This window comes from Dokdonella sp. (assembly GCF_039926425.1).
Taxonomy (GTDB): Bacteria; Pseudomonadota; Gammaproteobacteria; order Xanthomonadales; family Rhodanobacteraceae; genus Dokdonella_A.
Genome location: NZ_JBDSWZ010000018.1, coordinates 1 through 23,564, shown reverse-complemented (window position 1 = coordinate 23,564; position 23,564 = coordinate 1). Strand labels below are relative to the sequence as shown.

The window sequence follows — 23,564 nt, the reverse complement described above, 5'->3', positions numbered from 1 at the left end:
TTGTGCCGCAAATCCGCCTCAAGAGCCCGAAAATCACCCGCAAACTGACGACCCAGTGGTACGCAAACAGCGTCGACCAACGCTACCGACGATGTCTCATGCGCGCGCCTTCACCCTGAGTGAAACGCTCACGGGTCGAATTGGCGCTCCACAGCCGGTGGTTCACCGCGCATGCGACATTTGTCCGCACTCGATAGTTGCTGCACTGCATCAATGTTCCGGTATCGTCAAAATCTGGTCACTATCGGAGCCCTCCATGAAGTCCACCACCCTCGTTGTATTGGGATTGGCGTTTGCCGCCATTCAACCCGTTTCGGCGCGAGACGTTCGTGCAGCCGGGACGTCGGCCGCTTCGCCACCGGCACTGTCGGTTGAATGCGAAGCCTTCCTCAATCGTGTCGACCGCTGCATGCAGACGCTCGGAACGGACCCTTCGATTTCCAACGCCTACAGGCAGAATCTCGATGTCGCGCGCTCGGAGTGGAAATCGGCGCCGGACCAGGCGCTGATCGGAAACGTCTGCCATCTGGCCAACGATGCATTCGACCGGACGGCTGCAAACGCGAAGTGCGAGCAGGAAGAAGTCGCGGTCGTCACGCACTGAGCAAGCGCGTCGACTCGCTGCGACATTGATGCTTTTCCCGCAAAACAAGCGAGCGCATCACCGGCAAGCGGCGGTGATGCGCGCGCGCGTCGCAGGTGGCCGCCGTCTTCGACGATCCATCGAACGACGCCCATGACGTGCGCGCCGCGACACAATCCGCAGATCGTCACCGGGCTTGATCGGCTCGAAAAACAGCTGCCTCAGATCATCCGCGAGCATCCGCACGACGGTGCTTTCTGGATCGCTTTTTCGCGTCAGGCGGATGACATCGAACACGCGGCAGGGCCAAACGACTGGCGTTACGTGCACGAACGGATCGACGCGATGTTGCGAGCCGTCGGAATCATTCCTCACGAATGACAGCTTCATTCGCGGCATTGAACGCGTCCGCGCCGAACATCGTGGGGCGTCTTCGCTAGCTTCCCAGTCGCTGCGAAGGCGAGACCAGTGGCGTGACATTGCCACGCGGCTGTTCTGCGGCACGACGTGCAAGCCATTCGAGCAACGTCTTCCAGTCCTCACGATGCGGTCGCACGGCGGCCGTATCGTCTTCGAAGATGCTTCGGCCGGTATCGCCGAGGCCAACGTAGATCTGCGAATCGCGCACGCGGATCATCGCAGCCTGGGTCAGGCGATCGAGCGTTGCATCGAGCTGTTTGGCGGAATTGGTGCGCTCACGCAGGCGGTTGGCAATGAGCGCGACGCGCAGGCGACCGCTTTTTACTTCCTGCAGCTTTTGCACCATCTCGATGAAGGTCAGTGTGGCCCGCAAATCGATGGGGGATGGCACGACCGGAATCAGCAGCACGTCGGCGTGTCGTGCGAAGCGCTCGAATTCATGCGCGCGCAGCCCGGCCGGTGTGTCGATGAGCAGGGTTTGCGTGGTCGGCGGAATTCGAAGAAGCCAGCCCGCGCTCAAGCCGTAGGCCGGATCGTTGCTCGCCAACGCGTGAATCGGCGCGAGGTGCGCTGCACGTAGTCGGCACCACGCCAGCGAAGACCCCTGTGGATCGCAATCGATCAGCGTGGTCCGCTGACCGCTTCGTGCGAAATAACCGGCGAGACTTGTCGTCAGCGTCGTCTTGCCACAGCCGCCTTTGCTGTTCGATACAAGAATCCTGAACATTCCCCAATCCCCTCCGGCGACTGTTGCGCCCGACCGGTAATTTACGCCAATTCAAAGGGATATTGCGACTATCGCAAGACGAGGGTGAACTCGATCGTGCGACCAACCCCGTGCGGGCCTGCATCAATATGGGCACCGAATGCGGGCACACTGCAGGAGCGACGGATCGCGCAAGTCCGGATTCGCGGCCAGCGCCATGCAGCAGCCGTTTCAGACATGGCGCATTCGCGTTCCGTTTCAGACATGCGCTCGCCGGCGATCTGACGCGGATCGTGATGCGGTACGATCCTGTGGATGACCTCCTCGTCCGACGCAAACGATCGATCCACCGTTGCGCCAGCTGATCAGGGGTGGCTCGACGTCGGCCACGGCCATCGCGTCTGGTATGAGCAGACCGGCGCCCTCGACGGCATGGCTGTGATCCTCGTCCACGGCGGACCGGGCTCGTCGAGCACCGCGCGCCAGCGCGAGATTTTCGATGAATCACGCTACCGCATCATCCAGTTCGACCAGCGCGGATGCGGCCGCAGCACACCGGCCGGCGCCACGGCGCACAACCATACCGATGCACTCATCGCAGACATGGAAGCGCTGCGCACGCATCTGCACGTTGAACGCTGGCTGGTTTCGGGGGGCTCCTGGGGCGCCGCGCTCGCCTTGGCCTATGCGGCGCGACACCGCGAGCAAACGGCAGGCGTGCTGCTGCGCGGCACGTTCCTCACCAGCCATGCCGACCTCGACTGGTTCTTCCACGGCGTCGCCGCTCTGGCACCGCAGGCCAACGCGGATTTCATGCAGGTCATTCCGCGCAACTGGCGGCGCAGTGCCGTGACCTGGCTCGACCGCTGCTTCAGCGGTTCCAATCTCGAACAGACGTTGCAGGTGGCGGGCGCCTGGCAGACCTACGAGATGCGACTCGACAACCCGCACGCCGTCCCTGTCAACGTGGCATCGCTCGGCAGCGACGCAACAGACAGACTCATCGCGAAGTATCGCGTGCAGGCCCACTACCTCGCGCGCCGCTGCTTCCTGGGTGAGTCGCGCGTGATGCGCGCGGCGGCCAGCCTCGGCGGCCTCCCGGTCGCGTTGGTCCACGGAACCAACGATCGTGTGTGCCGACCGCAGAACGCATGGCGCGTGCAGCGCGCGTGCGCCGGGAGTCGGCTTGCGTGGGCAGCGCAGGGCGGCCACGACCCGACGTATCCTGCGGTCTTCGCGTTGCTTCGGGGCGCAACCCGCGCGTTTGCTGAAACACGTGATTTCAGCACATGGCCGGGCGACTCCGGCTCCACTCCTGGATGAGCCTTCGTCTTCAGCTCAACCTGCTCGTCGCCAGCCTGATCGCATTGTTCACGGCCGTCGTGCTCGCGTTCCAGATCGTCGACACGCGCCGCAGCGTGCGCGAGGAAACCGAAGCAGCCAATAGCGTCGCGACGCGCCTTCTCACGTATTTTGTCGAGACCTACGCGCAAACCAGCCAGCCGATCGTGCTGCAATCACTCGAACGACTCGGTCGCGTGCGATCGAACGAAATCACCCTGCGCGATTCGGACGGACACACCGTCTACCGATCGCCGCAATCGCCGTACAAGATCGGTCGCGATGCGCCCGCATGGTACGCGGCGATGGTGACGCCAGAGCCAATGCGCAGCGAACTGCACTTCGCCGACAGCGTGCTCGACATCGATGCGAATGCATCACGTGCCGTGCTCGATGGCTGGGATGACACCGTCATCCTGCTCCAACTCGGCGTCGTCGCAATGCTGCTTGGCAATGCCCTGGTCTTCTGGATCCTCAGGCGGACGACGCGACCGTTCGATACCATCGTGCGCGGCCTTGAAGAAATGCAGGCAGGCGCATATCACACGCGACTGGCTGAATTCAAAGGCGCCGAAGCAGGCGCGATTGCACGCGCCTTCAATCGCACCGCGCAGGCCATCGAGGACAACCTCGATGCGCGTCGCGAAGCGGTTGAAGCGACCTTGCGACTGGAGCAAAGTCGCGAGCTCGCCGACGCGGTGCAGATTCGAGTCGAGGACGAACGCCGGCAGATCGCGCAGGAACTGCACGACGAGACCGGCCAGGGAATTACTGCAATTCGCAGCATGGCGCTCGCGCTGGTGCATCGCTTTGATGACGGCGACGAACAGGTGCGCGACACGGCGCAGCTGATCGCGGATACGGCGGCGACTCTGTACGCATCGACGCACGACCTCATTCCGCGGTTGCGGCCGCCGAGTCTCGACGCGCTCGATCTGGCTGCCGCGCTCGAGGACCGCGTTGCCGGCTGGAGGCGCGAGCAGCCGCGGCACGAATTCGTCCTCGCAATCGGACCTCTGCCGGACGATCTCGGAGAAAGCTTCTCGCTTGCGGCCTATCGCATCGCGCAGGAAGCGACCACCAATGCGCTGCGCCATGCGCAGGCGCAACGCATCACCATCGAGGTGGCGGTGGACGATCGTCAACTGCGAATCGACGTGACGGACGATGGCCGCGGTCTCGCGCCCGACTGGCAGCGACCCGGACACTACGGAGTTCGCGGGATGCGCGAACGTGCGCGCGCGCTTGGTGGTGAGCTCGCGATCGAAACGCAGGAAACTGGTGGCGTGCGCGTCCTCGCGCACCTCCCGCTGGAATGAACGACATGCCGCAGAATCATTCGATGGCAAAAAAAATCCGGGTCATGCTGGTCGATGATCACGCGGTGGTGCGCGTCGGATTCCGCATGTTGCTCAGCGCAAGTGCGGACATCGAGGTGATGGCCGAAGCGGACAGCGGTGAACTGGCGTACCAGCAGTATCCCGAACACCAGCCCGACGTGGTCATCATGGATCTTTCGATGCCCGGCATGGGCGGAATCGAAACCGTGCGACGGCTGCTGGCGCGTGACAGGGAGGCGCGCGTGCTGGTGTTGTCGGCGCACGAGGACACCGCGCATCCAAAGCGCGTGCTCAAGGCTGGCGCACTCGGTTATCTGTCGAAGCGAACGGCACCGGAGGAACTGATCGAGGCGGTGCGCGCCATCGCTGCGGGACGCATTTATCTCGACGCCGACATCGCGCGAAAGCTTGCGACTCAGGATCTGGCCAGTCCATCCGGAACGGTCGAGGCGCTGTCCGAGCGCGAGTTCGCTGTGTTCATTCAACTGGCGCGCGCGCAATCGGTCAACCGCATCGCGGAAATCCTCAACCTGTCGCCCAATACGATCGGCTCGCATCTCTACAACATCAAGCAGAAGCTCGGTGCCGGAAATCAGGCCGAACTCACCCTGATCGCAGTGCGCAACGGGCTGATCGAGGCGTAACGCTGATCCACCGTGACGATCGCGTCGGCCCGCGTGAACACTGCATTCGCCGGTGTGCCGACGACGCGTCGGAGATGGTCGGCGGCGTCATCGGTGACAGACGTTCGTCTCGCAGTGTCGGCGGACACGACAGCAACCGCTTGACCACGCTGCGACGGGGCGCGATCTGCGCCCCGCTTCGATCAAACGCGCTGTCAGAACCCGAGATCCTGAAGAAATCGTCGCGTGTACTGCAGCGGTGTGGTCCCCGCAGTCGAGTTGCAGATCGGCGACGCCCACGAACTCGCCCCGCCAGCGCACGGCGTATCGCGATCCAGCGACCAGTAATGCACACCAGCAAGGCCATTCGCGTTCACGTAGTTGGACACGGTGTCGACATCGCTGATCCGGAACGTTTCGGAGCTGACGTCGTTGAGTCCGATCATCGGCGTGAGCTCGATCTTCGACGACGCAATACCGTAGGTGGACTGCAGATTCACCGCCGCCTGGATCGCCGACTGACCCATGTCGCAGACACCACCCGCGACCACGCACACCCCGGCACTCGGGCCGCCGTAATCCATCACCATCAGGTTGATCGTGTAGTTCTGCAGTGCCGATGCCTTCACGGCGCGCACCACCATGTCGCCCACGCTGTTGAGCCCTCCATGGCTGCCGTCCGATGCGGCCAGTGTCGCGAGCGTGAACGAGAAGCGCAGATTGGGATACGCGCCCTGGTTGGCGACCGCGCTGGCGATCAGTGCGCTGATTTGTGCCTGCGTTTGCCCGCCTTCGATATCGAAATCGATACCGGCCAGTTTCGACGTCGCATACCGCGCAATGAAGTTTGCCATTCCACCCGCCGAAGCGCAGGTGAACGCGCCAGCCTGACCCCCGGTCGAAATGACGTAGTGCACGCCCTGAGCCGCAAGTGCCGGAATGTTGGCGCTCGCAAAACCCGGCCCGGAGATACCGCCCCAGTTCTCACTGCCACATTCTCCGGTCGCGAAGGCCAGCGTGATCGCACCGAGGTTCGGCAGCTTCGTCGCCAGAAGCCCGCCACTTCCGGTGACCGGCAGCATGGTGCCGCTCGCCGCGGACTGCATCGCGTTGGTATTCCAGTTGAGATTGATGGTCACGTCCTTGTACGGCGAGAACAGCACGCTTCCGGTTCCGGTGCCCGGTGGATCATTTGGCGGATCAACCGGTGGATCGTCCGGAGGACCGCCGCCTCCGCACCCTCCTTGCGATGTCCACGGCTGGCCCGACCCGGAACCGCCGCTATGCGTCGCCGGGTCGTCGCCCTGCGTCCACCAGTTTGCGTGGAAGTTGTTGCCGTTCTTGCTGGCGTTGTCGCCGCCGTGATAGATGGCTGTCGAACTCCACGACGCGGTGCACGCCGGCGCGCCTTGCGCATGTGCGACTGACAGCGACAACGCGCCGAGGACCGCGATGGAAAGTGACGTCCTGCAAAATCCTGACATGGGATTTCCTCCATTGACGTGGAGCCGCGGCGCGGGCCGGCACGGGCGCTGGCGGCGAAGGTTTCGCGGAGATGTGCGCTCCGGGCGTTGTTCGGTCCGAACAGGCCTCGAAGAACCGGCGGCACCATAGCTACGCCGGAATGACAACGTTGTCTAACGGCTTTTGATGAATTCGTGACGCCTGACGCGTTCTGTATTTTCGAAAAAAAACAAGCCATCCAGCCATTTGCTGGACAGTTTTCAGATCTTCGGCGTCGCGGTCGTCAGATGACTTCGTCATCCGCAAGCGCCACTGAGCGCCAAATGCGCCATTGATGACACCGTTGTCTTCCGCGTCATCGAGAGCGACATCCAACCACGGGGCAGACAACGCGGGCTGAGATCAATCGCGCGGGCGTCGGGCGAGGATCAGTTCGCCCATGACGGGCTGACCGGACTCCATGCGGAGGATCACGCTTTCAGACGCGATGCCGACGAACCCGGCTGCCGCGAGCTCGGAGAACGCCCCGTGCACCGGATGGCGGTAGCGACCCGTCGCAGGCGGAAGTTCGGTCGTCTGCGAAAGACTGGCTTCGACTGAGAAACCGAAGCAGCCACCTGCAGCCAGACGAGCGATGACTGCGTCGTAGACCGGACGCAGATCAGCGACGTAGATGAAGACGTCCGCTGCGACGATCAGCTCCCAACTCGTTGCCGCGTCGCACAGGAACGAGACGAGTTCCGACGCATGCAAGTGCGTGTAACGCCCCTTCGCACGAGCGTATTCGAGCATGCGCGGCGACAGGTCGACGCCGTCGATGAAGCGACCTTCACGGGCGAGATGCTCCGCCAGCAAGCCGGTGCCACAGCCGAGGTCCAGCACGCTCTCGCCGCGATCGGCATCGTGATCGCGAAGGAATTTCGCGAGACGCATCGGAACCGCATACGAGAGATGTTCGACCAGCGTCCTGTCGAAACGGTCGGCGAAGTCGTCGAACAGTCTGCGGATGTAGTCGTCTTCCACTGCCGCCGGAAAAGACCCCGTCAGTGCTGCATGGAAGTGGGCGATCACCGGATCGTCTGCATCGCGTTGCCTCGCCTTGCCGATCGCGACTCGCGCTGCAGGCAGCTCGCCAAGCATCAGCCGTGAGCGGCCAAGCCACTGCCAGCCCTGCGCGTCCTCGGGGTTCGCGGCAAGCCGTTGTTCCAGTTGCGCCGCAGCTGCAGCCGGTTCGCCGGCGAACATGAGGGCGATTGCATATTCGAGCAAAACGTCGGGATCGTCAGGCGCAATGCGCAGCGCCCGTTCGCGGCTGACCAGCGCCGATGCCGGATCACCGAGCGCAGCCTGACACGCCGCAAGCCCGCGCCAGCTTTCCAGCTGTTGCGGGTGATCGGACGTGATGCCGGCAAATGCCTGCAAGGCTTCGGATGTACGGGTCATGCGCTGGAGGCAGCGCGCGCGATGCACGAGCAGTGCGGGTTGACCCGGCGCCACCAGCAGACCCGCCTCGAACGCAGCCAGTGCGTCGTCCAGTCGCTCCAGTTCGAGCGCAGCCAAGCCGCGCGCATTGAATGCAGCGACATTCGACGGCGCGCTCGCACACGCGCGACGTGCAACCTCCATCGCATCGTCGAGGCGATTGCAGCGACGCAAGGCCACCGACAGGTTGACCAGAAGATCCGCATCGTCTGGTGATCGTTCGGCCAGCGGCTCAAGCACATCGAGTGCTTCGGAAAAGCGCGATTGGCCAAGAAGCAAAGCACCGAGCGGCCTTCCTGCCTCGTGCTCACCGGCGCGCAGACAGTTGCGGTAGCCGACCTCCGCATCGGCGACACGGCCAGCGCGATGAATATTTTTTGAGCTTTCCAGAAGGTCGGACACCAGGATCGCAAAGTGCATCTCGAAAACACGATGGTATCAGCGCACGAACGCGATCCGCCCTCGCGGCGATGGTTCGCTGGCACAATCTCGAGGCATCGTCCGGATGCTCGGATGATGCGGGAGACCGCAGGGACGATCGACTCAAACGCGCGCATCCAGTCGACCGCTTCGGTGTGGCGACTCCCGCGGGCGATGAAGCGCGCTCCGGAGCCAGCGTGCAGGGTTGGTGAATTGCGCGCATCCACTTCGACGACAATGGCATGCGCACCACGCTGCAAGCAGTCGGAAACATCGACGAGAGAACACGGATGACGACGGGCACGCCTCCAGCCGACGAAACACTGATTCGATGAATGCATCGCCTGTGGGAAACGACAGCGCCGCGACGACCACGGCGTCCAGCAGCAGCAACACCCGTCACCCAACGGCGACGCTGGCGGCGTCGATCCTTGGATCGAGCCTCGCATTCATCGACGGGTCGGTGATCAATGTCGCGCTGCCGACCATCGGACAATCCCTTGACGCGGGTCCCGCAGCACTGGCGTGGACGATCAACGCATACCTGCTGCCGCTTGGCGCGCTCATTTTGTTGGGAGGCGCCGCGGGCGATCACTACGGTCGCCGGCGGATTTTCCTGCTCGGCCTCGCACTGTTTTTCGTCTCCTCGGTGCTGTCCACGCTCGCACCAACCCAGGCATGGCTGCTGGTCGGGCGTGGACTGCAAGGCATCGGCGCCGCGCTGCTGATGCCCAATAGCCTGGCGTTGCTCGGCGCGAACTTCACCGGGGAAGAGCGCGGTCGAGCGATCGGGACCTGGGCCGCGGTGGGCGCCATCGCCGGGGCAGTCGGACCGGTGATCGGCGGGTGGATCGTCGACCATCTCGGCTGGCGCCCGATCTTCCTCATCAACGTGCCGATTGCTCTCGGGGCGATGTGGCTTGCGTTCCGCTACGTCGAAGAAAGCCGCGACCGGCGGCCGGGCAGCCGGCTGGACTGGATTGGCGGTGTCGTCGCGACGCTCGCGCTCGGGATCGTCGTATGGGGTCTGACGGCCGCAGCGGATCCTTCGACGCATCACTGGACGATTGCACTTGCCCTCGTGATCGGCCTTGCCTTGATGGTGCTCTTCGTGTGGATCGAGCGGATGCAGGGTGACGATGCGCTGATGCCACGCGCGTTGTTTGGCACGTCGACGTTCGCAGGCCTCAGCCTGCTGACCTTTTTTCTGTACGCCGCACTCGGCGGCCTGATCGTGTTGTTGCCCTATGTACTGATCCGCAGCGGCAACTACTCGGGCATCGAGGCCGGTGCGGCGATGCTGCCGATCCCGCTTCTGATCGGAATCGGTTCGCGATTGATGGGGAAGGTTGCCGCGCGCATCGGTGGCCGCTGGCTGCTGTCGGGCGGCGCGCTCATCGTCGCGATCGGCCTCGCGCTTTACGCCCGCATCGATGGAAACGGAATCGATTACTGGCGCGACATCCTGCCGCCGACTTTGATCGTCGCGATCGGCATGGCGATCAGCGTGGCTCCGCTGACGACGTCGGTGATGGGCTCGGTCGACGCGGACCACGTTGGCGCAGCTTCCGGGTTCAACAGCGCGCTGGCGCGGATTGGCGGTCTGATTGCAACCGCGTTTCTCGGTTTCGTGTTTGCGGCGGACGCGAACGGCGGGATGCTCCTTTCACGCGTGCATCTCGCGGCGATCGTCGGGGCAGTGAGTTGCGTTCTGGCCGCGCTGTGCGGGGCCGCGTTGATTCGCGCAGCAGATTCGCAATGACGCGCAACGCATGCTCGCCGCGCTCACCAGTGGCCGGTGCCGGGCGTTCCCTTGACCGGCCCGGCAATGTCGTCGGTCATCCAGCCGCCGTAGAACCCGCCGGGCTGCGGCCTCACGCGCTCGCCATCGACCTCGCAACGCATCCTGCCGGGATAAAACGACAGCCAACCCTTGATGTCTGCGAATGCCGCATCCGGCTCCGGATAGCTCCAGCCCACCGCTTCGAGAACGGGGCGGCCGGGCAGCGCCACCGACCAGTAAACAGCGAGCCCCTTCCACTCGCACATCGATCCGCCGCGCGCGGGAACGAGCACGCTCAGGTCGACGTCGTCGGGAGGAAGGTAGAACGTTGGCGGACTGGCCGTCTCCATCACGCGCAACGCGCGCCCGGTGTCCGCGATGATGCGTTCATCCACCGCGACGATGACGCGGCGCGTGTCCGCGACCAGCAGCGGTGGTCGTGGGAAATCCCAGACCGACACTTGCCCTGCACGCGGGATTTCCGCGAATGGCGGCTTTGCTTGACCGGTGTATTTCCACATGGACAACGCTCGTGGTGAAGATCGCGATGCGCTCATCGTAACTCCGTGCACGTGATCGCCAACCCAACGGACGACGCGCGCCGCAGGTCCTTCGCAAATCCATGATCGCGATTCGTCATTGAAACTCGCTTCATCGACGTCGCGCCCGTCTGCACACGCCGATCGCGTTCCGCTGCCTATCGATCGACGGCGGCCATCATGCGCTCGGCGTAACGCGCGCCGGCGATCCTGTCGGGCGCCAGCGCATCATCGAGTCTCGTCACCTGGTCGTCGTCGAGCATGAGCGTCGCTGCGCGCACGTTGTCTTCGAGATAGGTTCGCCGCTTGGTCCCGGGAATGGGCACGATGTCGTCGCCTTTGCCGAGCAGCCATGCAATGGCCACCTGCGCAGCCGTCGCGGCCTTCTCCGCCGCGATGTCGCGAACGATCTGCGCCGCGCGAACATTGTCGTCGTAGTTCGCACCCTGATAGCGCGGGTCACCACGCCGGAAGTCTCCGTCCGGGTAGTCCTCGGCGCGTCGTGTGCCGCCGGCGAGGAAGCCGCGTCCGAGCGGCGAGAACGCCACAAGCCCGATGCCGAGTTCCCGCAGCAGCGGAATCAACTCCGCTTCGAGATTGCGCTCCCACAACGAATACTCGCTTTGCAACGCCGACACCGGATGCACCGCGTGCGCACGACGGATGTTCGCGACGCCGGCCTCGGACAACCCGAAGTAGCGCACCTTGCCCTGCCGGACGAGATCGCCCACGGTGCCAGCGACCTCCTCCATCGGCACAGCAGGATCGACGCGGTGCTGATACAGCAGATCGATGTGATCGGTGCCGAGGCGTCGCAGCGAACCGTCCACCGCCGCGAGGATCTGCGCCGGTCGACTGGCGAGGTCCATGCCGACCTGTTTTCCGGCTTCGATTCGAAACCCGAACTTGGTCGCAATTGTCACTTCGTTGCGCACGCCCTTCAACGCGCGACCGAGCAGCAGTTCGTTGGTGAACGGTCCGTAGACTTCGGCAGTGTCGAAAAACGTGCACCCGAGATCAAACGCACGATGGATCGTGGAGATCGACTCGGCGTCGTCGGCGGGGCCATACGACTGGCTCATGCCCATGCAGCCGAGGCCGATCGTCGACACGTCGAGTCCGTGGGTGCCGAGCTTGCGATGAACGAGGGGCATCGATTTTTCCTATCGAATTTGAACTGAGGTTGCGAGCACGCATTCGGGTCCCTGCGGTGCGCGAGTGGCCTTGAAGAAATGAATGCGAAAGCCGTGTGCAGCGCAGACAAAAACGGGTCGGGTTCCGCGCTCGCCTTGCGTGCACGTGCCTGCTGCGCAACTGCTTCAAACGGGTCGAATCTCGCCGTGCCTGCGCAACTGGGTGCACCAGGCAATGAGCGCAAGGAGCGCCAGCTGGATCGGCAGCCGCACCAGCAGCGCCCAGTATGGAACGTCGAACAACTCCGGTCGTTGCAGCATGTAAAAGTGGCACGGTGTCACCGCAAGGGTGAGCAGGAACAGGCCGATTCCCGCAGCGCGACGCGTGCGATGCCACAACAGGCCGACCGCGCCCAGCAATTCGAAGACTCCGCTGACCAGCACCGCAGCACGCGGCCACGGAATCGATGGCGGAACGACGCGCATCTCGACCTCGGTCAGCGCGAAATGCGCAATCCCGCCGATGAAGAACCACGCAAAAACGAACAAGATCCCCGCGACACGCCAGTGCCCGAGCGGCACCGGCGCAAACGCGCGAACGAGTGCGCCAGGCCCACGACCGTCCATCCGACGCCTACGCGCCACGCACGCGACGCGTCAGTCCCTTGAGGAAATTGCGCAGCATCTGGTCGCCACACGCGCGGTAGTTCTTGTGACCGGGTTGCCGGAACAGCGCGGAGAGTTCCGGTTTCGTGACGGAGAATCCGGCCTCGTCGAAAATCCGGTGCATGTCGTCGTCCTTGAGTTCGTAGGCGACGCGCAGCTTCTTGAGCACCAGGTTGTTGGTCATGCGTTTTTCGACAGGGCGTGGCGGCAACGCATCATTGCGTCCGCGACGTTGGACGACCAGGCCGTCGAGCACATGCGCGAGAATGCGGTCACTGCATTCGACGTAACCCTCCTCGTCGTCCCGCTTCAGCAAGGCCTGCACATCGGAGCGTTCGAGTTCGAACGCCGGGTCGACCAGACGGGCCATCTCGATCACATGGGTGTCGGACAGATCGAGCATGTAGCGGAGGCTGCGCAGCACATCGTTGTTGATCATCAGGATTCCGTATGGCGCCTGCCGCGCGAGATCACGCGCTGGAGGCGGCCGGCGATCGTACATCGCCCGCTCGATCCTTGCGCCATCGCAGTGCGCCGGGTGGAAGTGGCACGGCGAAAAGCCGTTCAGCGAAACGCGCGATGATCTGTGATGAAGGAATTCTGCATTGCTCACCCCGGACCGCGTCCGGAGTGGGCAGCATCACTTGATGGGTCAGTGAACTCAGTGCGCGAGCGTCGCGTCGGCCGCGTTTGAATTCAGCGTCACCGGAACTTCCATCACCGAATCGACGGAGATCCCGTTGGCCTTTGCCGCTTCGCGCACCGCGCTTTCGTTCGGCGCATCGTAGACGCAATAGGTTTTGGTCTTGTCGCTGTTGGCGTACGACATTTCCCACTTCACGTTGAATTTCGCGTTGGTGGCGTTGATCTTTTCCTTGGTGGCCATGTCGAGCCCTGCAAGAGCACCTGCCGGGAACGTGCGTTCGACCATGTAGCGATGCTGGGTCGCGTCTGTCTTTGCGCTGGCGGGCTCGGCAGCGGCGGCGTTGCCGACGAACAGCAGGGTGAGAGCGGCGATGAGCAATTTCATGGATTCTCCGATCGGACAGGTTCAGGGTTCGGGCGTGCATGGCGAACGCGAGGTGCGCCCGCCGATCATGATCGCGCACGCGTCCGTCTGCAACGGCAACATTGGCGACCGCGGCGCGCACCAAGCGTGAGCAATCGGGCTCCAACACCCGGTTCGGACCCGCATTCGACCCCGGGCTCGTCCTTCAGGGGGAAGCGCCTATCGCGAAGAATCGGCGGCATCAGGCAAGCGGATGCCGAGATCCGACCACGCGAACTGTCCGAGGATGTTCAGCGCAAGAACGCTGTCCCGCGTCGCCGGATTCGACAACTGCGCCCAAAGATCTTCAGGCACGTGATGGAACAGTACGCGACGCTGGCTATCGAACAGCACGAAAAGTTTCTGCCCGCCCCGCTCATAGGCAAGGTCCTGAATGATGCCGGCCCAGATCATGGCAACCCCTGTTGGTTGCCAGTCATTACGCGAAAACGCGGCGGGACCGGACACGGTCTCGATCATCTCGTTGTAGACGTGCGGGCTGTCGCCTCTCCGGTCAGCGGCATCGCGAGGTTAAACCTCGGCTGTTGCAAGCGGTCGGACGATCAGCTGTCCATGCCCAACGCAGTGCGCACCTGGCGCAACATCGCCTCGGCGTCCGAGCGCTGGTTGAAGACTCCCATGTCGAGCCGCCCATGCGTTTCCGTTCCAATCGCGATCGTGAACGTCGTCGGATTCCCGTCCGACCGGCGCTCGAGAATTCCAATCGAGGACAGAGTGTCGAAGCGATGGATCGAGGTCTGTCTGCCGCCCAATGGGGACAGCGCGATCCAGACCAGCTGCCGGGATGCGGTATCGATGGACACCAGGTGCCTCGGCATCCATAGCGCGAGTCTCAGGCAGTACGCGCCAAAGGCCAGAAACGCGACGATGGAGACGATCGACGCCAGCAGCCCTCCAACCTTTGCCCAGGTCGACACGTCGCCCATCGACCGGGCGACGACAACGAAAATGCCTGAAGACGCGATCGCCAGAATTGCGACGACTGCAAACGTGACTCGCAGCGGCGCGCTGCGTGGCTCAACGTAGCGAAATGCACCGGAGGTTGGATCCACCGAAAACGTCATCCCGTCCTCGTCGTTGCCTCATGCGCATGTGACATCCTGCCCTTTCGGTTGAAGGCACGACGAACAGTGCGACGTCAGTGCCTCCGTCCGGTGGGCTGAACGGTCGTCGACTGCCGGCGCGGCGTGATGCGTGTCATTTCCGCGGCGCGGCACACAGATTCAACGTCGCCAGATCGTCGTGAAACGCCTTGAGGGCAGCAGTCTCGTCCGCATCGTCGGGCAGTGCAACGTTGACCTCGATGGAATGTCCGTGGTTGATGTCGTTGGCGAATCGCGCTCTCGCACCCGGCGTTCGCGCTTCGAAGTTCTTCAGTGCCTTGTCGGTATCGGGCTCGATCGAGACCTTGCGCACGTCCTGTGACGAGGTCGAGTCGTTTCGGGTCACAACGAATGGATAGTCCATGGGAGTTCCGGCTGGTGGGTGTTTGATATCGAGCACAGTACACGAAGCGACCATTGATCTTGGCGGAACGACCCCGACAGCCCAGTCTCAGCGCCACGAAGACCTCTACGCGGCTTCGTCTGCACACTCTTTCACTATTCTTCATTCGCACTTCCGGCACTTCATTTGCCGCAATGGCCCGATGGCGACTCCCATCAACCGGAGTTCCCCATGCACCTGCGCCACATCCTGTTCGTCACTGCCCTTTGTCTCGCGGCAGACCTCACCCCCGCGTTTGCGTCGACTGGCACGGGATCAGGCTCTTCGCGCTCAGCCACAGAGCCCGACGGCTGGACCGTGGCCGATCCCGCCAGGCTCGGCTGGAACCTTGCTCCGTTTGCCGAACTCGAACGCCGCGTGGCGTCCGACGAGTGGAAGGGACTCACCAGCGTGGTTGTGGCCGATCACGGTCAACTGGTGTACGAGCGCTACTTCGGTGATGAGACCCGCGACACGCTGAACGACATGCGGTCGGCGACGAAGAGCGTCACCTCTCTCCTCGTCGGCGCCGCGATCGATCGCGGTGCGATTTCCGCCGTCGATGCACCGGCATTTCCGTTCTTCGCCGATCAACGTCCGTTGGCGAATGCCGATCCGCGCAAGGATGCGATCACCATCGAAGACCTGCTGACGATGAGCTCGCTGCTCGAATGCGACGACAGCAACCCGTACTCGTCCGGCAACGAGGAGCGCATGTACGTGACCGAGAGCTGGTTGCGCTTCGCGCTGGAGATCCCGGTGAAGGGATTCGCACCGTGGATGACGAAACCGGCCGACAGTCCCTACGGCCGATCGTTTTCGTACTGCACGGCAGGCTCGTTCGTCGCAGGCGCGGTGGTGGAACGGGCGACGAAGCAGCGACTCGATCGGTTTGCCGCCGACGTGCTCGAGAAGCCGCTCGGCATTGCAAACGCTCACTGGAACCTGTCACCGGAGGGAATCGGAATGGGCGGCGGCGGCGTGCGCTATCGCAGCCGCGACATCGCGAAGATCGGCGCGATGGTCGCCGACGGCGGTCGCTGGAAAGGCAAACAGATCATGTCGAAACGCTGGATTGACGCCACGCTCACGCCGCACGCGCAGGCGCGCGACGATGCCGAATACGGCTATCTGTTCTGGCGCTTCCATTTCCCGATCGACGGCAAGGACACACCAGTCTGGGCAATGTCGGGCAATGGCGGCAACTACGTGTTCATGCTGCCGGCGCGCGGACTCGTCGCGGTCGTGACGGCTCGCAATTACAACCAGTCGTTCGCGCATCCGCAATCGCAGGCAATCTTCCGCGAGATCGTCCTCAAGGCGCTGCCGCCGATGCGTTGAGCAGCTCGGGCGGCAGCCACGGCGACGCGAGCACACGCGTGCGTTCAAGGGCGACCGCGCGCCCGATCGAGTCGACGATCCCGGCGAATGCGGGATCGTCGGCAATCGGGCGGAACAGCGGCGAGACGCGCAGCCACGTTGCATCACGGAACCCCGCCGCGACCGCATGATGCAACGCGTCGATGGCTGCGGCACGCTCGCTTCCACGCAGCAGCGCAACATCGATCCACGCGTCGGCATCGTGGCCGGCCGCCTGCGTCGCAATGAGGTCGGCACGCGACGCCAGTGCCGCGACGTCGGGCGCGTCTGCGTACAGGTCGACCAATGCCCGCGGACGGCTCTGGTGCGGTCGCAACGCGGCGGCTTGCGCGAACAGCGATTCGGCGCGTCCGCGATCGCCCCGGACCAGAGCGAGTTCACCAGCGAGGAGATACAACTGCGGATGCAGCGGACGCTTCATCGCGACGGCCAGAGTCGCATCGGCTTCGGCAAAGCGCCCCTGCGTGTAGAGAAATCGCGGGTACGCGACGTTGCCGAAGACGTTGTCCGGATAGAGTTCGAATAGTTTCGCAAGGCGCTGTTCCGCCGCCGCCGGAAAGCCGAGCAGGTCGAGATTGCGGGCAATCTGCAGATCCAGAAAGCGCGGTCGTGCGCCGGAGCGTTCGACTTCGATATTCGACGCGAGCGCGTCGGCGAGACGCCCGCGCTCGACATAGAGATTCGCTGCGGACGCGAGAGCGCCTGTGCGAGCCGTCGGATCGAGAGCGACCGCACGCTCATATTCCACGATCGCGGCATCGACGTCGCCGAGGCAGTCGTGCGCGTATGCGAGTGCGTTGTGCGCGGCGCCGTTCGCCGAATCCCGGCCGATTGCGCGTTCCGCGATCCGCTGTGCGCGTTGCGCCGCTTGCGGGTCCGCGTTGTACAGACACACGCTCGCGCTCAACGCGCGGCTGAGGCCGAGATCCGCCACGACGTTCCCGGGTTCGTCGCGAAGGAGATCTTCGTACAACGCGATTGCGCGCTCGTTGTTGTCCGCTTGGCCGATGCCCGCGTAGTACCCCGCACGTTCCATGCGCGGATCGCCAACGGGTGCAACTTCGGGTCGCGGCAGCAGCGCGGCGACGATGCCGAGCGCGACCACCCCGGCAGCCACGAGGCCAGAGACGACCGCGACTGGACGGCGCGACGGCGTTGCGTGGGCGACGATTGCCTCCACTCGCGGCATGCTGCACAGCTGATACCCCTGCCCGCGTACGGAGCGGATGTAGCGCGGACGCCGACCGTCGTCACCAAGACCCTGGCGCAACAGCTTGACGCGCTGCGTGACCGTTTCCTCGTTGACGATCGCTGGTGCCCACACCCGCTCGATCAGCTCGTCGAAGCCGACGACACGATCGCCCTGCTCGATCAGGAAACGCAGCAACTGGAAGCTGAGTCCGGCGACATCGAGGACCTTGCCGTCGCGTTCGACCTGCTGGCGGGCAAGGTCGATGCGGAGGTCGTCGAGAAGAAAAATGCGTGGAGGAGCCATCAATCGACACAGTTGCTGTCAAGCGGGCGCCCATGATAACTCCCGCCATCGCGATGACAGATCGTGATCGTCATGACGTTTCACCGTTGCGGCGTGCATCCGCAGTCGTGCAGGATTCAATGCGACGCTGCACGCTGGAAGCAGATGACCCGTGGAACGCAGCCAATGGACGCTCCGGTAAAACCGCCATCGAGCGACACCCTTTTTTCGGGCCCCTGGCGCAATCTCGCGATCGGCGCAGTCGGCCTGTGCTCGATGATCGCGTTCGAGGCGATTGGCGTCGCAGCCGGAATGCCGGCTGTCGCCGCCGCACTCGATGGCGTGCCGCTGTATGCGCTGGCGTTTGCCGGAACGCTGGCCGGATCCGTGGTCGCGATGGTGTGGTCCGGCCACGACTGCGATCGCCACGGTCCGTTTCGCTCGATGGGCGCCGGCCTGTTGCTCTTCGCGACAGGCCTGCTGCTGGCCGGACTCGCCGGCTCGATGGCGATGCTGATCGCCGGACGCATCCTTCAGGGGTTGGGCGTCGGTGCCCTCGGAGTTGCACTCTATGTGGCAACCGCTCGCGCGCTCCCGTCGGCGTTGCACCCGCGACTGTTCGCGTTGTTCTCGTCCGCCTGGGTCGTCCCTGCGGTCATCGGCCCGGCGATTTCCGGATGGATCGTCGACCACGGGAGTTGGCGCTGGCTTTTTCTCGGCATCCTCGTGCTGCTGGTGCCCACCGCCGCGTTGATCCTGCCGCCGTTGCGCAGGCAGAACGAGCCGATGGAGCATGCGCGATCGTCATGGTGGATGCTGCCGTGGTCGATTCTCGCGGCCAGCGCGAGTGTGACGCTGTCCATCAGTGCAATGGCGGGATCGTGGGCATTCGCAGTCGTGGTTGCATCACTCGCCGCGCTGCTCGCCGCCGCTGCCAAGCTGTTGCCCGCAGGAACGTTGCAAGGAGTTCGCGGCCTGCCCACCGTCATCGCATTGCGCGGCCTCGGATCGGCCGCGTTTTTCCTGTGCGAGGCCTTCATCCCGCTGTGGCTGCACGATCAGCGTGGCTGGTCGATCACCGCCGCCGGCGCCGCGTTGAGTGGAGGGGCCCTCAGCTGGAGCATCGGCAGTCATCTGCAGTCGCGGATCATCCGTGATGCGCGCAGACGCGCATGGCTCGGGCACGGCTTCGTGCTGTTGTGCGCGGGCATCGCCATCTGCGCTGCCGGCGTGCTCGGCGTGCTGCCGGACTGGACACTTCTGGTCGGCTGGTCGATCGCGGGACTCGGAGTCGGTGTGTCGCTGCCGATGGTCAGCGTGCTGACTCTGAAACTCGCTCCGCGCGAACTGCAGGGCACCTACTCGTCGGCCATCCAGCTCTGTGCCGCGCTCGCCACCAGCGCGGCGCTCGCGGGCGGTGGGTTGATGTTCTCGCTGCTGCAGGCAACCCGGCCGATGGCCGCCTTCGCAAGTGTGTTCGCGATCGCGCTCGGTATCGCCGCACTTGCGACGGTCCTCGCGCAGCGGGCTTATCCGGATCAGCCGGATTGACGCGCCAAGCTGCGGTCAACAGGAGAGCGGCATGTGGGGGATGGACGTCGGAGAATGCGGCGGCCGTGGTTCAATTCTGGATGCGGATCCGGATCGGGTACTACGCGCCGGACACGTGCGAGGGGCCAGATGGACGTTTCATTGCCGAGGCTCGGGTCGCCCTTCAAGCCCGAGGGCTCACTGGCTTGCACGAACAGCTCGTGGTCGCCGTTGGGCAATCCGTGTCTGTCGAACCTGCGAAGGTAGCGACCTTGCGGCGTGGGCACGTCGCACGCCGTCGCGACGTCGATCGTGGCGAACCCTCCGGTGTCTCCCGCGCTCCTGTTCTCGTTGCTCGGCACCGGAAGCACCATCAGTTCCGGTGTCCAACCCGCGTCGCTGCGGTTGCCGACCACGACGTGCAGACGAACCACGCCTGACGCCGCGACGCATCCAGGCGGTGGCGCACCCGGATGATGCGTCTCATCCACCTGCAGCGAACCGCCGTGCGCGTCGGACTGGTCGTTGATGAAGAACAGGTTGACGCGCGCATCGGTCGAGGTGACTGTTGCGTTGTTCCAGAGCTTTTCGTCCGCCGGTCCGAGCGGCAGATTGAAGTCGTCGAACTGCGTCATCGACGCGCACGATCCATTTTCCGCGCCGCCTGGATGAACTAGCGCGGATCGCGCAACGCATGCACCGTGTAGAACTCGCTCGCGATCTTCCACTGGCCGTGCGTCTTGACCAGATGCAGGGTCTTGAATCCATATCCGCCCTTGCGGGTTCCGCGAATCCGCGTCACGAAATCCAGCGACACCTGCGCGAGCGGTCCGTCCTGCTCGATACGCACATTGTGGAAGGTTTGCGCATAGTGGGTGCCGCTGGCAAAAACAGATTTCCGAAAGCGCTCATACCGTCGCGTATCCACGTGCGCAGGGTCCCCGCCGGGTCCGAGCAGCTCGTCAGTGGAAGAAAATGGAATGTCCTTGTCGAGAAGAAGTGCTTCAAACGCGCTTTCGTCACCTGTGCTGACCGAACGCGTATACGTCGACAGCACAGTCTCGATGGCGCGGCGATCGTCGGGCGATGTCTGATGCACGCTGACGTATCGAGGAATTTTTTCCGCCGCGACCCCGATCGACATGGATGCAAACAAAGCGAAGAAACCGCACAGCAGACGACAGCACATGGTGCGAGCTCCAGGTCGGAAAGGACGGGCGATTCCCGCAGAAAAAGCATGGGTCCGCGAGGCACACTGCGACCCGATGACCGACCCACAAGTTCCCGACCGGAGTGCGCTATCCGTGCGGATGAGCCAACGCGAAATCGAGTCCCGCGCAAACCGCGGCGACCTGGGCCGCATTGCATTGGGCCGGTGTTGCGCGCGGGCTGTCGGGGTACACCTCGGTCGTCGTCGTGTAGCGCGCGCCGGTGATGCCAGCGCAGAGGCCGAGCGGCTTCATTGAATACTCGATCACGCCTTGCGCGATCATTGGCGAATCGATGATCTCGCCTTTGGCGTCCGCGGCTGCGATGTGCGTCACTTTCGCGACCGCGGAGATCACCGCCTGCTGGAACGCCGGCTGCGGATTGTCGCTGTCGTCGACGACGTAGAACCCATCGGGAATCTCGCTGGGAACGCTCTCCACACCATCACGCGCGGCGAGCGCCGGTCGAAACTCCGACTCGTCGGTATCGGTGGTTTCATGCAGGTCGATGTGTACGAGAAAGCGTCCGCGCAGTGGCGCAATCAGTGCGATGAGCGCAGCGGATTCCGGCGCCGGGCTGTCGTCGCGGAACGAGCGGTTCGGATCCAGTGCCAGCGGATTCCAGCGATGGATGCGCTCATACGCCCACGGACTGACGCACGGCACGACGACCAGATTGACGCGCCCTTGATAGCGTGAGGCTTGCGCGTCGACGAACTGCAAGGCGCCATGGACACCGCTGGTTTCGTAGCCGTGCACGCCACCGGTGACCAGCGCGCATGGAAGCTCGTCGCGCCATTCACGACTCTTGAAGGCAAACAACGGATAAGTCTCCGGGGAATAGTCGAGCTGTCCGTACTGGACGACGTCGAAGCGCGGCGAGAGTCGCTCGATTTCGTGCAGGACATCCGTTTCGTAACTGCGCTGTCGCGTCTGCCGGGCACGCCAATCGGACTTTTCCGCGGCGCCCCACGGTTGGCCAGGGGTGCCGATGGGATACGGTGCGTGCGTCGTCATGGCGTTGCTCGGTCAGCGATGGGTCGGGGAACAGACGAGACTTTACACGCCCGCGCCTCCTCCGCCCCGCTGGTTTGTGCCAGGCCGTCCCTGCTAGCCTCGACTGACCCACCCATTGATGCCCCGGCCGGAATCCTTGATGCACCTTTTGGAGCGTCGCGACACATGATCGTCTTGCGCAATCTGATCCTGACCTGTGGCGCTGCGTGGATGATCGCAGCTGCGTGCCCTGCAGACGCAGCCACCCCGCGACCGCTGACGATCGAGCGGCTCTACAGCCTGCCGTCGATCATCGGGACGCGCCCCGAAAATCCGCAGTGGTCTCCCGACAGCCGGCGCCTCGCATTCCTGTGGAACGACGAAGGAACAAATTTTCGCGACGTATGGATCGCGGATGCCCGCGGCGGGAAGCCGGTCCGCATCACGTCGATGCCGCGTCCCGAAAATCCGCCCAACCCCGGCAGCGACGTCGCACAGCTCCAGCGTGTCGCGCGTGCGGAAAGCGATCCGGGTGTATCGGAGCTCGTGTGGGCACCGGATGGCCGACATCTGGTGTTCGTGGTGCATGGCGCGCTGTATCAGGTGCTGCCCGGACAACCGGCGCAGCGTCTCGGCAGTGACGACACGTCCGCATCGCAGATCGCGGCGTCCATCAGAGCGCGATCGATCGCATATCTCTCGGCCGGAAATCTGTGGACCGCCGACCTCGCGGGATCGAAACCCGCATTCCGGAAAATCCGCTCACGCGCAAACCGCGATGTCGAGGTCGAGTCCTTCGTCTGGTCGGACGATGGCGCGCGTCTCGCCTTCATCGAAACGGATGCATCGCAGGTTCCAACGCGCGGCATCCCGGACTACCTCGGTGAGTCCAGCCGACTCATCGACGTGAAGCGGCCCTACCCGGGCGAGCCCTCGGAGTCGCGTCGCCTCGGTGTCGTCGCGACCAGCGGCGGTGACGTTCAGTGGATGGATCTCGGAGACAACCTCCTCGAACCGATCTTTGGCGTGCGCTGGTCGCCAGACGGAACACATCTGCTGGTCGACAAGAGCGACCTGTATGTCAAGGACCGTCGCTTGCTCGTGCTCGACGTCGACACCGGACGATCGCACGCGCTGGTGCGCGAGATCAATCCGAAGAACGTCACCGCCGAATGGTGGGCGGAGTGGGCACCGGATGGGCGTGGCGTTTATTTCACGTCGGATCGCGACAACGACTATCACGTCTATTTCCAGTCGCTCGAGGGCGGCGAGCCGAAGGCAATGACAGCCGGTCCGTGGGCGGTGTTCTCGGCCAGCCTCTCACCTGCGGCACACGCGTTGTTTGTCGTCACCAACGCCGGCAATGCCGAATCGCGTCGTGTGTCTCGCGTGCCGCTCGATGGCGGCCCACCGGAGTTGCTCACGCAGGCCGAAGGCGCACATCGGCCCTCCGTGTCGCCGGACGGCACACTGCTTGCCGATCTCCACTCCAATGATGTGACGCCACCCGACTTGTATCTTCAGTCGGCGAACAGACCGAGCGCGAAGGCGCCGATCGTGCGGCAGGTCACGCATTCGCCAGTGCCCGAGTTCACCGACTACCATTGGGTCGCGGCGAAGTACGTGGTCTTTCCGAATGTCAACGACGGCACGCCGCTGCACGCGCGACTCACACTGCCGCCGGACTTCGATCCGGCGAAGAAATATCCGGCGATCCTCGGTTTGGCGTACAGCAACACCGTCCACGATGTGTCGCTATCCGGGCACCTACCAGGCCGGCGTCGCTGGCGCGCCGGCCACCAGCCTCTTCCACGCGCTCACCGGCGAAATGCAGACCATGATGGCGCCGCAGAGACACGAAGCGCAGTACGCACGGTCATCGGCATTCATGCGCTCGGGGCTCTCGCCGGACACCTGATGTT

The 23,564-nt window shown here is 63.9% G+C and carries 26 protein-coding genes; 11 read left to right on the top strand and 15 right to left on the bottom strand.

The annotated features are described in order from the left end of the window. Positions 1 to 2 precede the first annotated feature (2 nt). The 3 genes from ABIV12_RS01055 to ABIV12_RS01045 all read left to right on the top strand — a co-directional run bounded on the left by ABIV12_RS01055 (position 3) and on the right by ABIV12_RS01045 (position 964). Positions 3 to 119 (top strand): DUF1615 family protein, encoded by a 117-nt coding sequence (locus ABIV12_RS01055; protein ID WP_348055338.1) that lies wholly within the window; start codon positions 3 to 5, stop codon positions 117 to 119. A 137-nt stretch (positions 120 to 256) separates the two neighbouring features. Continuing rightward, a complete protein-coding gene (locus tag ABIV12_RS01050; protein ID WP_348055336.1) occupies positions 257 to 604 on the top strand; it encodes a hypothetical protein in 348 nt (115 codons plus the stop codon). Positions 605 to 736: 132 nt separating this feature from the next. Then, positions 737 to 964, top strand: a complete 228-nt coding sequence (locus ABIV12_RS01045; protein ID WP_348055334.1) for a hypothetical protein — start codon at positions 737 to 739, stop codon at positions 962 to 964. A 55-nt stretch (positions 965 to 1,019) separates the two neighbouring features. Here ABIV12_RS01045 and ABIV12_RS01040 read toward each other — a convergent pair whose 3' ends face one another. After that, the gene (locus ABIV12_RS01040; RefSeq protein WP_348055332.1) at positions 1,020 to 1,730 is read right to left on the bottom strand and encodes a ParA family protein; all 711 of its coding nucleotides are present in this window, start codon (positions 1,728 to 1,730) and stop codon (positions 1,020 to 1,022) included. Positions 1,731 to 2,024: 294 nt separating this feature from the next. Here ABIV12_RS01040 and ABIV12_RS01035 point away from each other — a divergent pair, with 294 nt between their 5' ends. Genes ABIV12_RS01035 through ABIV12_RS01025 form a run of 3 tightly spaced genes read left to right on the top strand, consistent with a single transcriptional unit; the run spans position 2,025 to position 5,034 of the window. Then, complete coding sequence (locus ABIV12_RS01035) at positions 2,025 to 3,032, top strand: alpha/beta fold hydrolase (RefSeq protein ID WP_348055331.1); 1,008 nt, start codon at positions 2,025 to 2,027, stop codon at positions 3,030 to 3,032. Continuing rightward, on the top strand, positions 3,029 to 4,369 hold the full coding sequence (locus ABIV12_RS01030; protein WP_348055329.1) for an ATP-binding protein: 1,341 nt from the start codon (positions 3,029 to 3,031) through the stop codon (positions 4,367 to 4,369). The genes ABIV12_RS01035 and ABIV12_RS01030 overlap by 4 nt, the downstream gene beginning before the upstream one ends. A gap of 23 nt (positions 4,370 to 4,392) precedes the next feature. Then, complete coding sequence (locus ABIV12_RS01025; protein ID WP_348055327.1) at positions 4,393 to 5,034, top strand: response regulator transcription factor; 642 nt, start codon at positions 4,393 to 4,395, stop codon at positions 5,032 to 5,034. A gap of 194 nt (positions 5,035 to 5,228) precedes the next feature. Here the strand turns inward: ABIV12_RS01025 and ABIV12_RS01020 are convergent, their stop codons facing one another. Together ABIV12_RS01020 and ABIV12_RS01015 are read right to left on the bottom strand one after the other, a co-directional pair. Then, entirely contained in the window at positions 5,229 to 6,497 is a 1,269-nt protein-coding gene (locus ABIV12_RS01020; RefSeq protein WP_348055325.1) for a carbohydrate-binding protein, read from the bottom strand. Positions 6,498 to 6,879: 382 nt separating this feature from the next. Next, entirely contained in the window at positions 6,880 to 8,379 is a 1,500-nt protein-coding gene (locus tag ABIV12_RS01015; RefSeq protein ID WP_348055323.1) for a tetratricopeptide repeat protein, read from the bottom strand. 331 nt (positions 8,380 to 8,710) lie between these two features. Between ABIV12_RS01015 and ABIV12_RS01010 the strand changes: the two genes are divergently transcribed. Continuing rightward, the gene (locus ABIV12_RS01010) at positions 8,711 to 10,141 is read left to right on the top strand and encodes an MFS transporter (protein ID WP_348055321.1); all 1,431 of its coding nucleotides are present in this window, start codon (positions 8,711 to 8,713) and stop codon (positions 10,139 to 10,141) included. Between the two features lie 23 nt (positions 10,142 to 10,164). Here ABIV12_RS01010 and ABIV12_RS01005 read toward each other — a convergent pair whose 3' ends face one another. The 5 genes from ABIV12_RS01005 to ABIV12_RS00985 form a co-directional block, all read right to left on the bottom strand. Then, positions 10,165 to 10,719 (bottom strand): DUF427 domain-containing protein, encoded by a 555-nt coding sequence (locus ABIV12_RS01005; protein WP_348055319.1) that lies wholly within the window; start codon positions 10,717 to 10,719, stop codon positions 10,165 to 10,167. Positions 10,720 to 10,859: 140 nt separating this feature from the next. Next, positions 10,860 to 11,855, bottom strand: a complete 996-nt coding sequence (locus tag ABIV12_RS01000; protein WP_348055317.1) for an aldo/keto reductase — start codon at positions 11,853 to 11,855, stop codon at positions 10,860 to 10,862. Between the two features lie 165 nt (positions 11,856 to 12,020). Further along, complete coding sequence (locus tag ABIV12_RS00995) at positions 12,021 to 12,479, bottom strand: hypothetical protein (protein ID WP_348055315.1); 459 nt, start codon at positions 12,477 to 12,479, stop codon at positions 12,021 to 12,023. Beyond that, the gene (locus ABIV12_RS00990; protein WP_348055313.1) at positions 12,469 to 12,939 is read right to left on the bottom strand and encodes a DUF1456 family protein; all 471 of its coding nucleotides are present in this window, start codon (positions 12,937 to 12,939) and stop codon (positions 12,469 to 12,471) included. The genes ABIV12_RS00995 and ABIV12_RS00990 overlap by 11 nt, the downstream gene beginning before the upstream one ends. Before the next feature lie 222 nt (positions 12,940 to 13,161). Next, entirely contained in the window at positions 13,162 to 13,530 is a 369-nt protein-coding gene (locus ABIV12_RS00985) for a DUF4242 domain-containing protein (RefSeq protein WP_348055311.1), read from the bottom strand. Between ABIV12_RS00985 and ABIV12_RS00980 the strand changes: the two genes are divergently transcribed. Next, a complete protein-coding gene (locus tag ABIV12_RS00980) occupies positions 13,529 to 13,660 on the top strand; it encodes a hypothetical protein (protein ID WP_348055309.1) in 132 nt (43 codons plus the stop codon). The two genes, ABIV12_RS00985 and ABIV12_RS00980, sit on opposite strands and share 2 nt — an antisense overlap. Positions 13,661 to 13,728: 68 nt before the next feature. On the opposite strand, the gene ABIV12_RS00975 is transcribed toward ABIV12_RS00980, so the two are convergent. From ABIV12_RS00975 to ABIV12_RS00965, 3 genes are all read right to left on the bottom strand, one after another. After that, entirely contained in the window at positions 13,729 to 14,028 is a 300-nt protein-coding gene (locus ABIV12_RS00975) for a hypothetical protein (RefSeq protein WP_348055307.1), read from the bottom strand. 83 nt (positions 14,029 to 14,111) lie between these two features. Further along, on the bottom strand, positions 14,112 to 14,633 hold the full coding sequence (locus ABIV12_RS00970; RefSeq protein WP_348055305.1) for a hypothetical protein: 522 nt from the start codon (positions 14,631 to 14,633) through the stop codon (positions 14,112 to 14,114). Positions 14,634 to 14,766: 133 nt separating this feature from the next. Further along, positions 14,767 to 15,036 carry a hypothetical protein gene (locus ABIV12_RS00965; RefSeq protein WP_348055303.1) on the bottom strand — a complete coding sequence of 90 codons (270 nt, stop codon included), beginning with the start codon at positions 15,034 to 15,036 and terminating at the stop codon, positions 14,767 to 14,769. 210 nt (positions 15,037 to 15,246) lie between these two features. Here ABIV12_RS00965 and ABIV12_RS00960 point away from each other — a divergent pair, with 210 nt between their 5' ends. Beyond that, positions 15,247 to 16,395, top strand: coding sequence for a serine hydrolase (locus tag ABIV12_RS00960; RefSeq protein ID WP_348055301.1), 1,149 nt, complete (start codon positions 15,247 to 15,249; stop codon positions 16,393 to 16,395). On the opposite strand, the gene ABIV12_RS00955 is transcribed toward ABIV12_RS00960, so the two are convergent. Further along, positions 16,370 to 17,929, bottom strand: a complete 1,560-nt coding sequence (locus ABIV12_RS00955) for a winged helix-turn-helix domain-containing protein (protein WP_348055299.1) — start codon at positions 17,927 to 17,929, stop codon at positions 16,370 to 16,372. The genes ABIV12_RS00960 and ABIV12_RS00955 overlap by 26 nt on opposite strands. 165 nt (positions 17,930 to 18,094) lie before the next feature. Here ABIV12_RS00955 and ABIV12_RS00950 point away from each other — a divergent pair, with 165 nt between their 5' ends. Further along, complete coding sequence (locus tag ABIV12_RS00950; RefSeq protein ID WP_348055297.1) at positions 18,095 to 19,459, top strand: MFS transporter; 1,365 nt, start codon at positions 18,095 to 18,097, stop codon at positions 19,457 to 19,459. On the opposite strand, the gene ABIV12_RS00945 is transcribed toward ABIV12_RS00950, so the two are convergent. The 3 genes from ABIV12_RS00945 to ABIV12_RS00935 all read right to left on the bottom strand — a co-directional run bounded on the left by ABIV12_RS00945 (position 19,447) and on the right by ABIV12_RS00935 (position 21,663). Then, positions 19,447 to 20,073, bottom strand: coding sequence for a hypothetical protein (locus ABIV12_RS00945; protein ID WP_348055295.1), 627 nt, complete (start codon positions 20,071 to 20,073; stop codon positions 19,447 to 19,449). The genes ABIV12_RS00950 and ABIV12_RS00945 overlap by 13 nt on opposite strands. A gap of 38 nt (positions 20,074 to 20,111) precedes the next feature. Then, complete coding sequence (locus ABIV12_RS00940; RefSeq protein ID WP_348055293.1) at positions 20,112 to 20,627, bottom strand: nuclear transport factor 2 family protein; 516 nt, start codon at positions 20,625 to 20,627, stop codon at positions 20,112 to 20,114. 109 nt (positions 20,628 to 20,736) lie between these two features. Next, positions 20,737 to 21,663, bottom strand: a complete 927-nt coding sequence (locus ABIV12_RS00935) for a M14 family metallocarboxypeptidase (RefSeq protein ID WP_348055291.1) — start codon at positions 21,661 to 21,663, stop codon at positions 20,737 to 20,739. Positions 21,664 to 21,828: 165 nt separating this feature from the next. On the opposite strand from ABIV12_RS00935, the gene ABIV12_RS00930 reads away from it, so the two are divergent. Further along, the coding region (locus ABIV12_RS00930) for a DPP IV N-terminal domain-containing protein (RefSeq protein WP_348055289.1) at positions 21,829 to 23,564 on the top strand (1,736 nt) is incomplete at its 3' end.

Bases quoted from the DNA above. Each gene is read 5' to 3' on its own strand.
- ABIV12_RS01050 (WP_348055336.1), top strand. From the start codon at position 257: ATGAAGTCCACCACCCTCGTTGTATTGGGATTGGCGTTTGCCGCCATT.
- ABIV12_RS01045 (WP_348055334.1), top strand. From the start codon at position 737: ATGACGTGCGCGCCGCGACACAATCCGCAGATCGTCACCGGGCTTGAT.
- ABIV12_RS01040 (WP_348055332.1), bottom strand. From the start codon at position 1,730: ATGTTCAGGATTCTTGTATCGAACAGCAAAGGCGGCTGTGGCAAGACG.
- ABIV12_RS01035 (WP_348055331.1), top strand. From the start codon at position 2,025: ATGACCTCCTCGTCCGACGCAAACGATCGATCCACCGTTGCGCCAGCT.
- ABIV12_RS01030 (WP_348055329.1), top strand. From the start codon at position 3,029: ATGAGCCTTCGTCTTCAGCTCAACCTGCTCGTCGCCAGCCTGATCGCA.
- ABIV12_RS01025 (WP_348055327.1), top strand. From the start codon at position 4,393: ATGGCAAAAAAAATCCGGGTCATGCTGGTCGATGATCACGCGGTGGTG.
- ABIV12_RS01020 (WP_348055325.1), bottom strand. From the start codon at position 6,497: ATGTCAGGATTTTGCAGGACGTCACTTTCCATCGCGGTCCTCGGCGCG.
- ABIV12_RS01015 (WP_348055323.1), bottom strand. From the start codon at position 8,379: ATGCACTTTGCGATCCTGGTGTCCGACCTTCTGGAAAGCTCAAAAAAT.
- ABIV12_RS01010 (WP_348055321.1), top strand. From the start codon at position 8,711: ATGAATGCATCGCCTGTGGGAAACGACAGCGCCGCGACGACCACGGCG.
- ABIV12_RS01005 (WP_348055319.1), bottom strand. From the start codon at position 10,719: ATGAGCGCATCGCGATCTTCACCACGAGCGTTGTCCATGTGGAAATAC.
- ABIV12_RS01000 (WP_348055317.1), bottom strand. From the start codon at position 11,855: ATGCCCCTCGTTCATCGCAAGCTCGGCACCCACGGACTCGACGTGTCG.
- ABIV12_RS00990 (WP_348055313.1), bottom strand. From the start codon at position 12,939: ATGATCAACAACGATGTGCTGCGCAGCCTCCGCTACATGCTCGATCTG.
- ABIV12_RS00980 (WP_348055309.1), top strand. From the start codon at position 13,529: ATGGATTCTCCGATCGGACAGGTTCAGGGTTCGGGCGTGCATGGCGAA.
- ABIV12_RS00985 (WP_348055311.1), bottom strand. From the start codon at position 13,530: ATGAAATTGCTCATCGCCGCTCTCACCCTGCTGTTCGTCGGCAACGCC.
- ABIV12_RS00975 (WP_348055307.1), bottom strand. From the start codon at position 14,028: ATGATCGAGACCGTGTCCGGTCCCGCCGCGTTTTCGCGTAATGACTGG.
- ABIV12_RS00970 (WP_348055305.1), bottom strand. From the start codon at position 14,633: ATGACGTTTTCGGTGGATCCAACCTCCGGTGCATTTCGCTACGTTGAG.
- ABIV12_RS00965 (WP_348055303.1), bottom strand. From the start codon at position 15,036: ATGGACTATCCATTCGTTGTGACCCGAAACGACTCGACCTCGTCACAG.
- ABIV12_RS00960 (WP_348055301.1), top strand. From the start codon at position 15,247: ATGCACCTGCGCCACATCCTGTTCGTCACTGCCCTTTGTCTCGCGGCA.
- ABIV12_RS00955 (WP_348055299.1), bottom strand. From the start codon at position 17,929: ATGGCTCCTCCACGCATTTTTCTTCTCGACGACCTCCGCATCGACCTT.
- ABIV12_RS00950 (WP_348055297.1), top strand. From the start codon at position 18,095: ATGGACGCTCCGGTAAAACCGCCATCGAGCGACACCCTTTTTTCGGGC.
- ABIV12_RS00945 (WP_348055295.1), bottom strand. From the start codon at position 20,073: ATGACGCAGTTCGACGACTTCAATCTGCCGCTCGGACCGGCGGACGAA.
- ABIV12_RS00940 (WP_348055293.1), bottom strand. From the start codon at position 20,627: ATGTGCTGTCGTCTGCTGTGCGGTTTCTTCGCTTTGTTTGCATCCATG.
- ABIV12_RS00935 (WP_348055291.1), bottom strand. From the start codon at position 21,663: ATGACGACGCACGCACCGTATCCCATCGGCACCCCTGGCCAACCGTGG.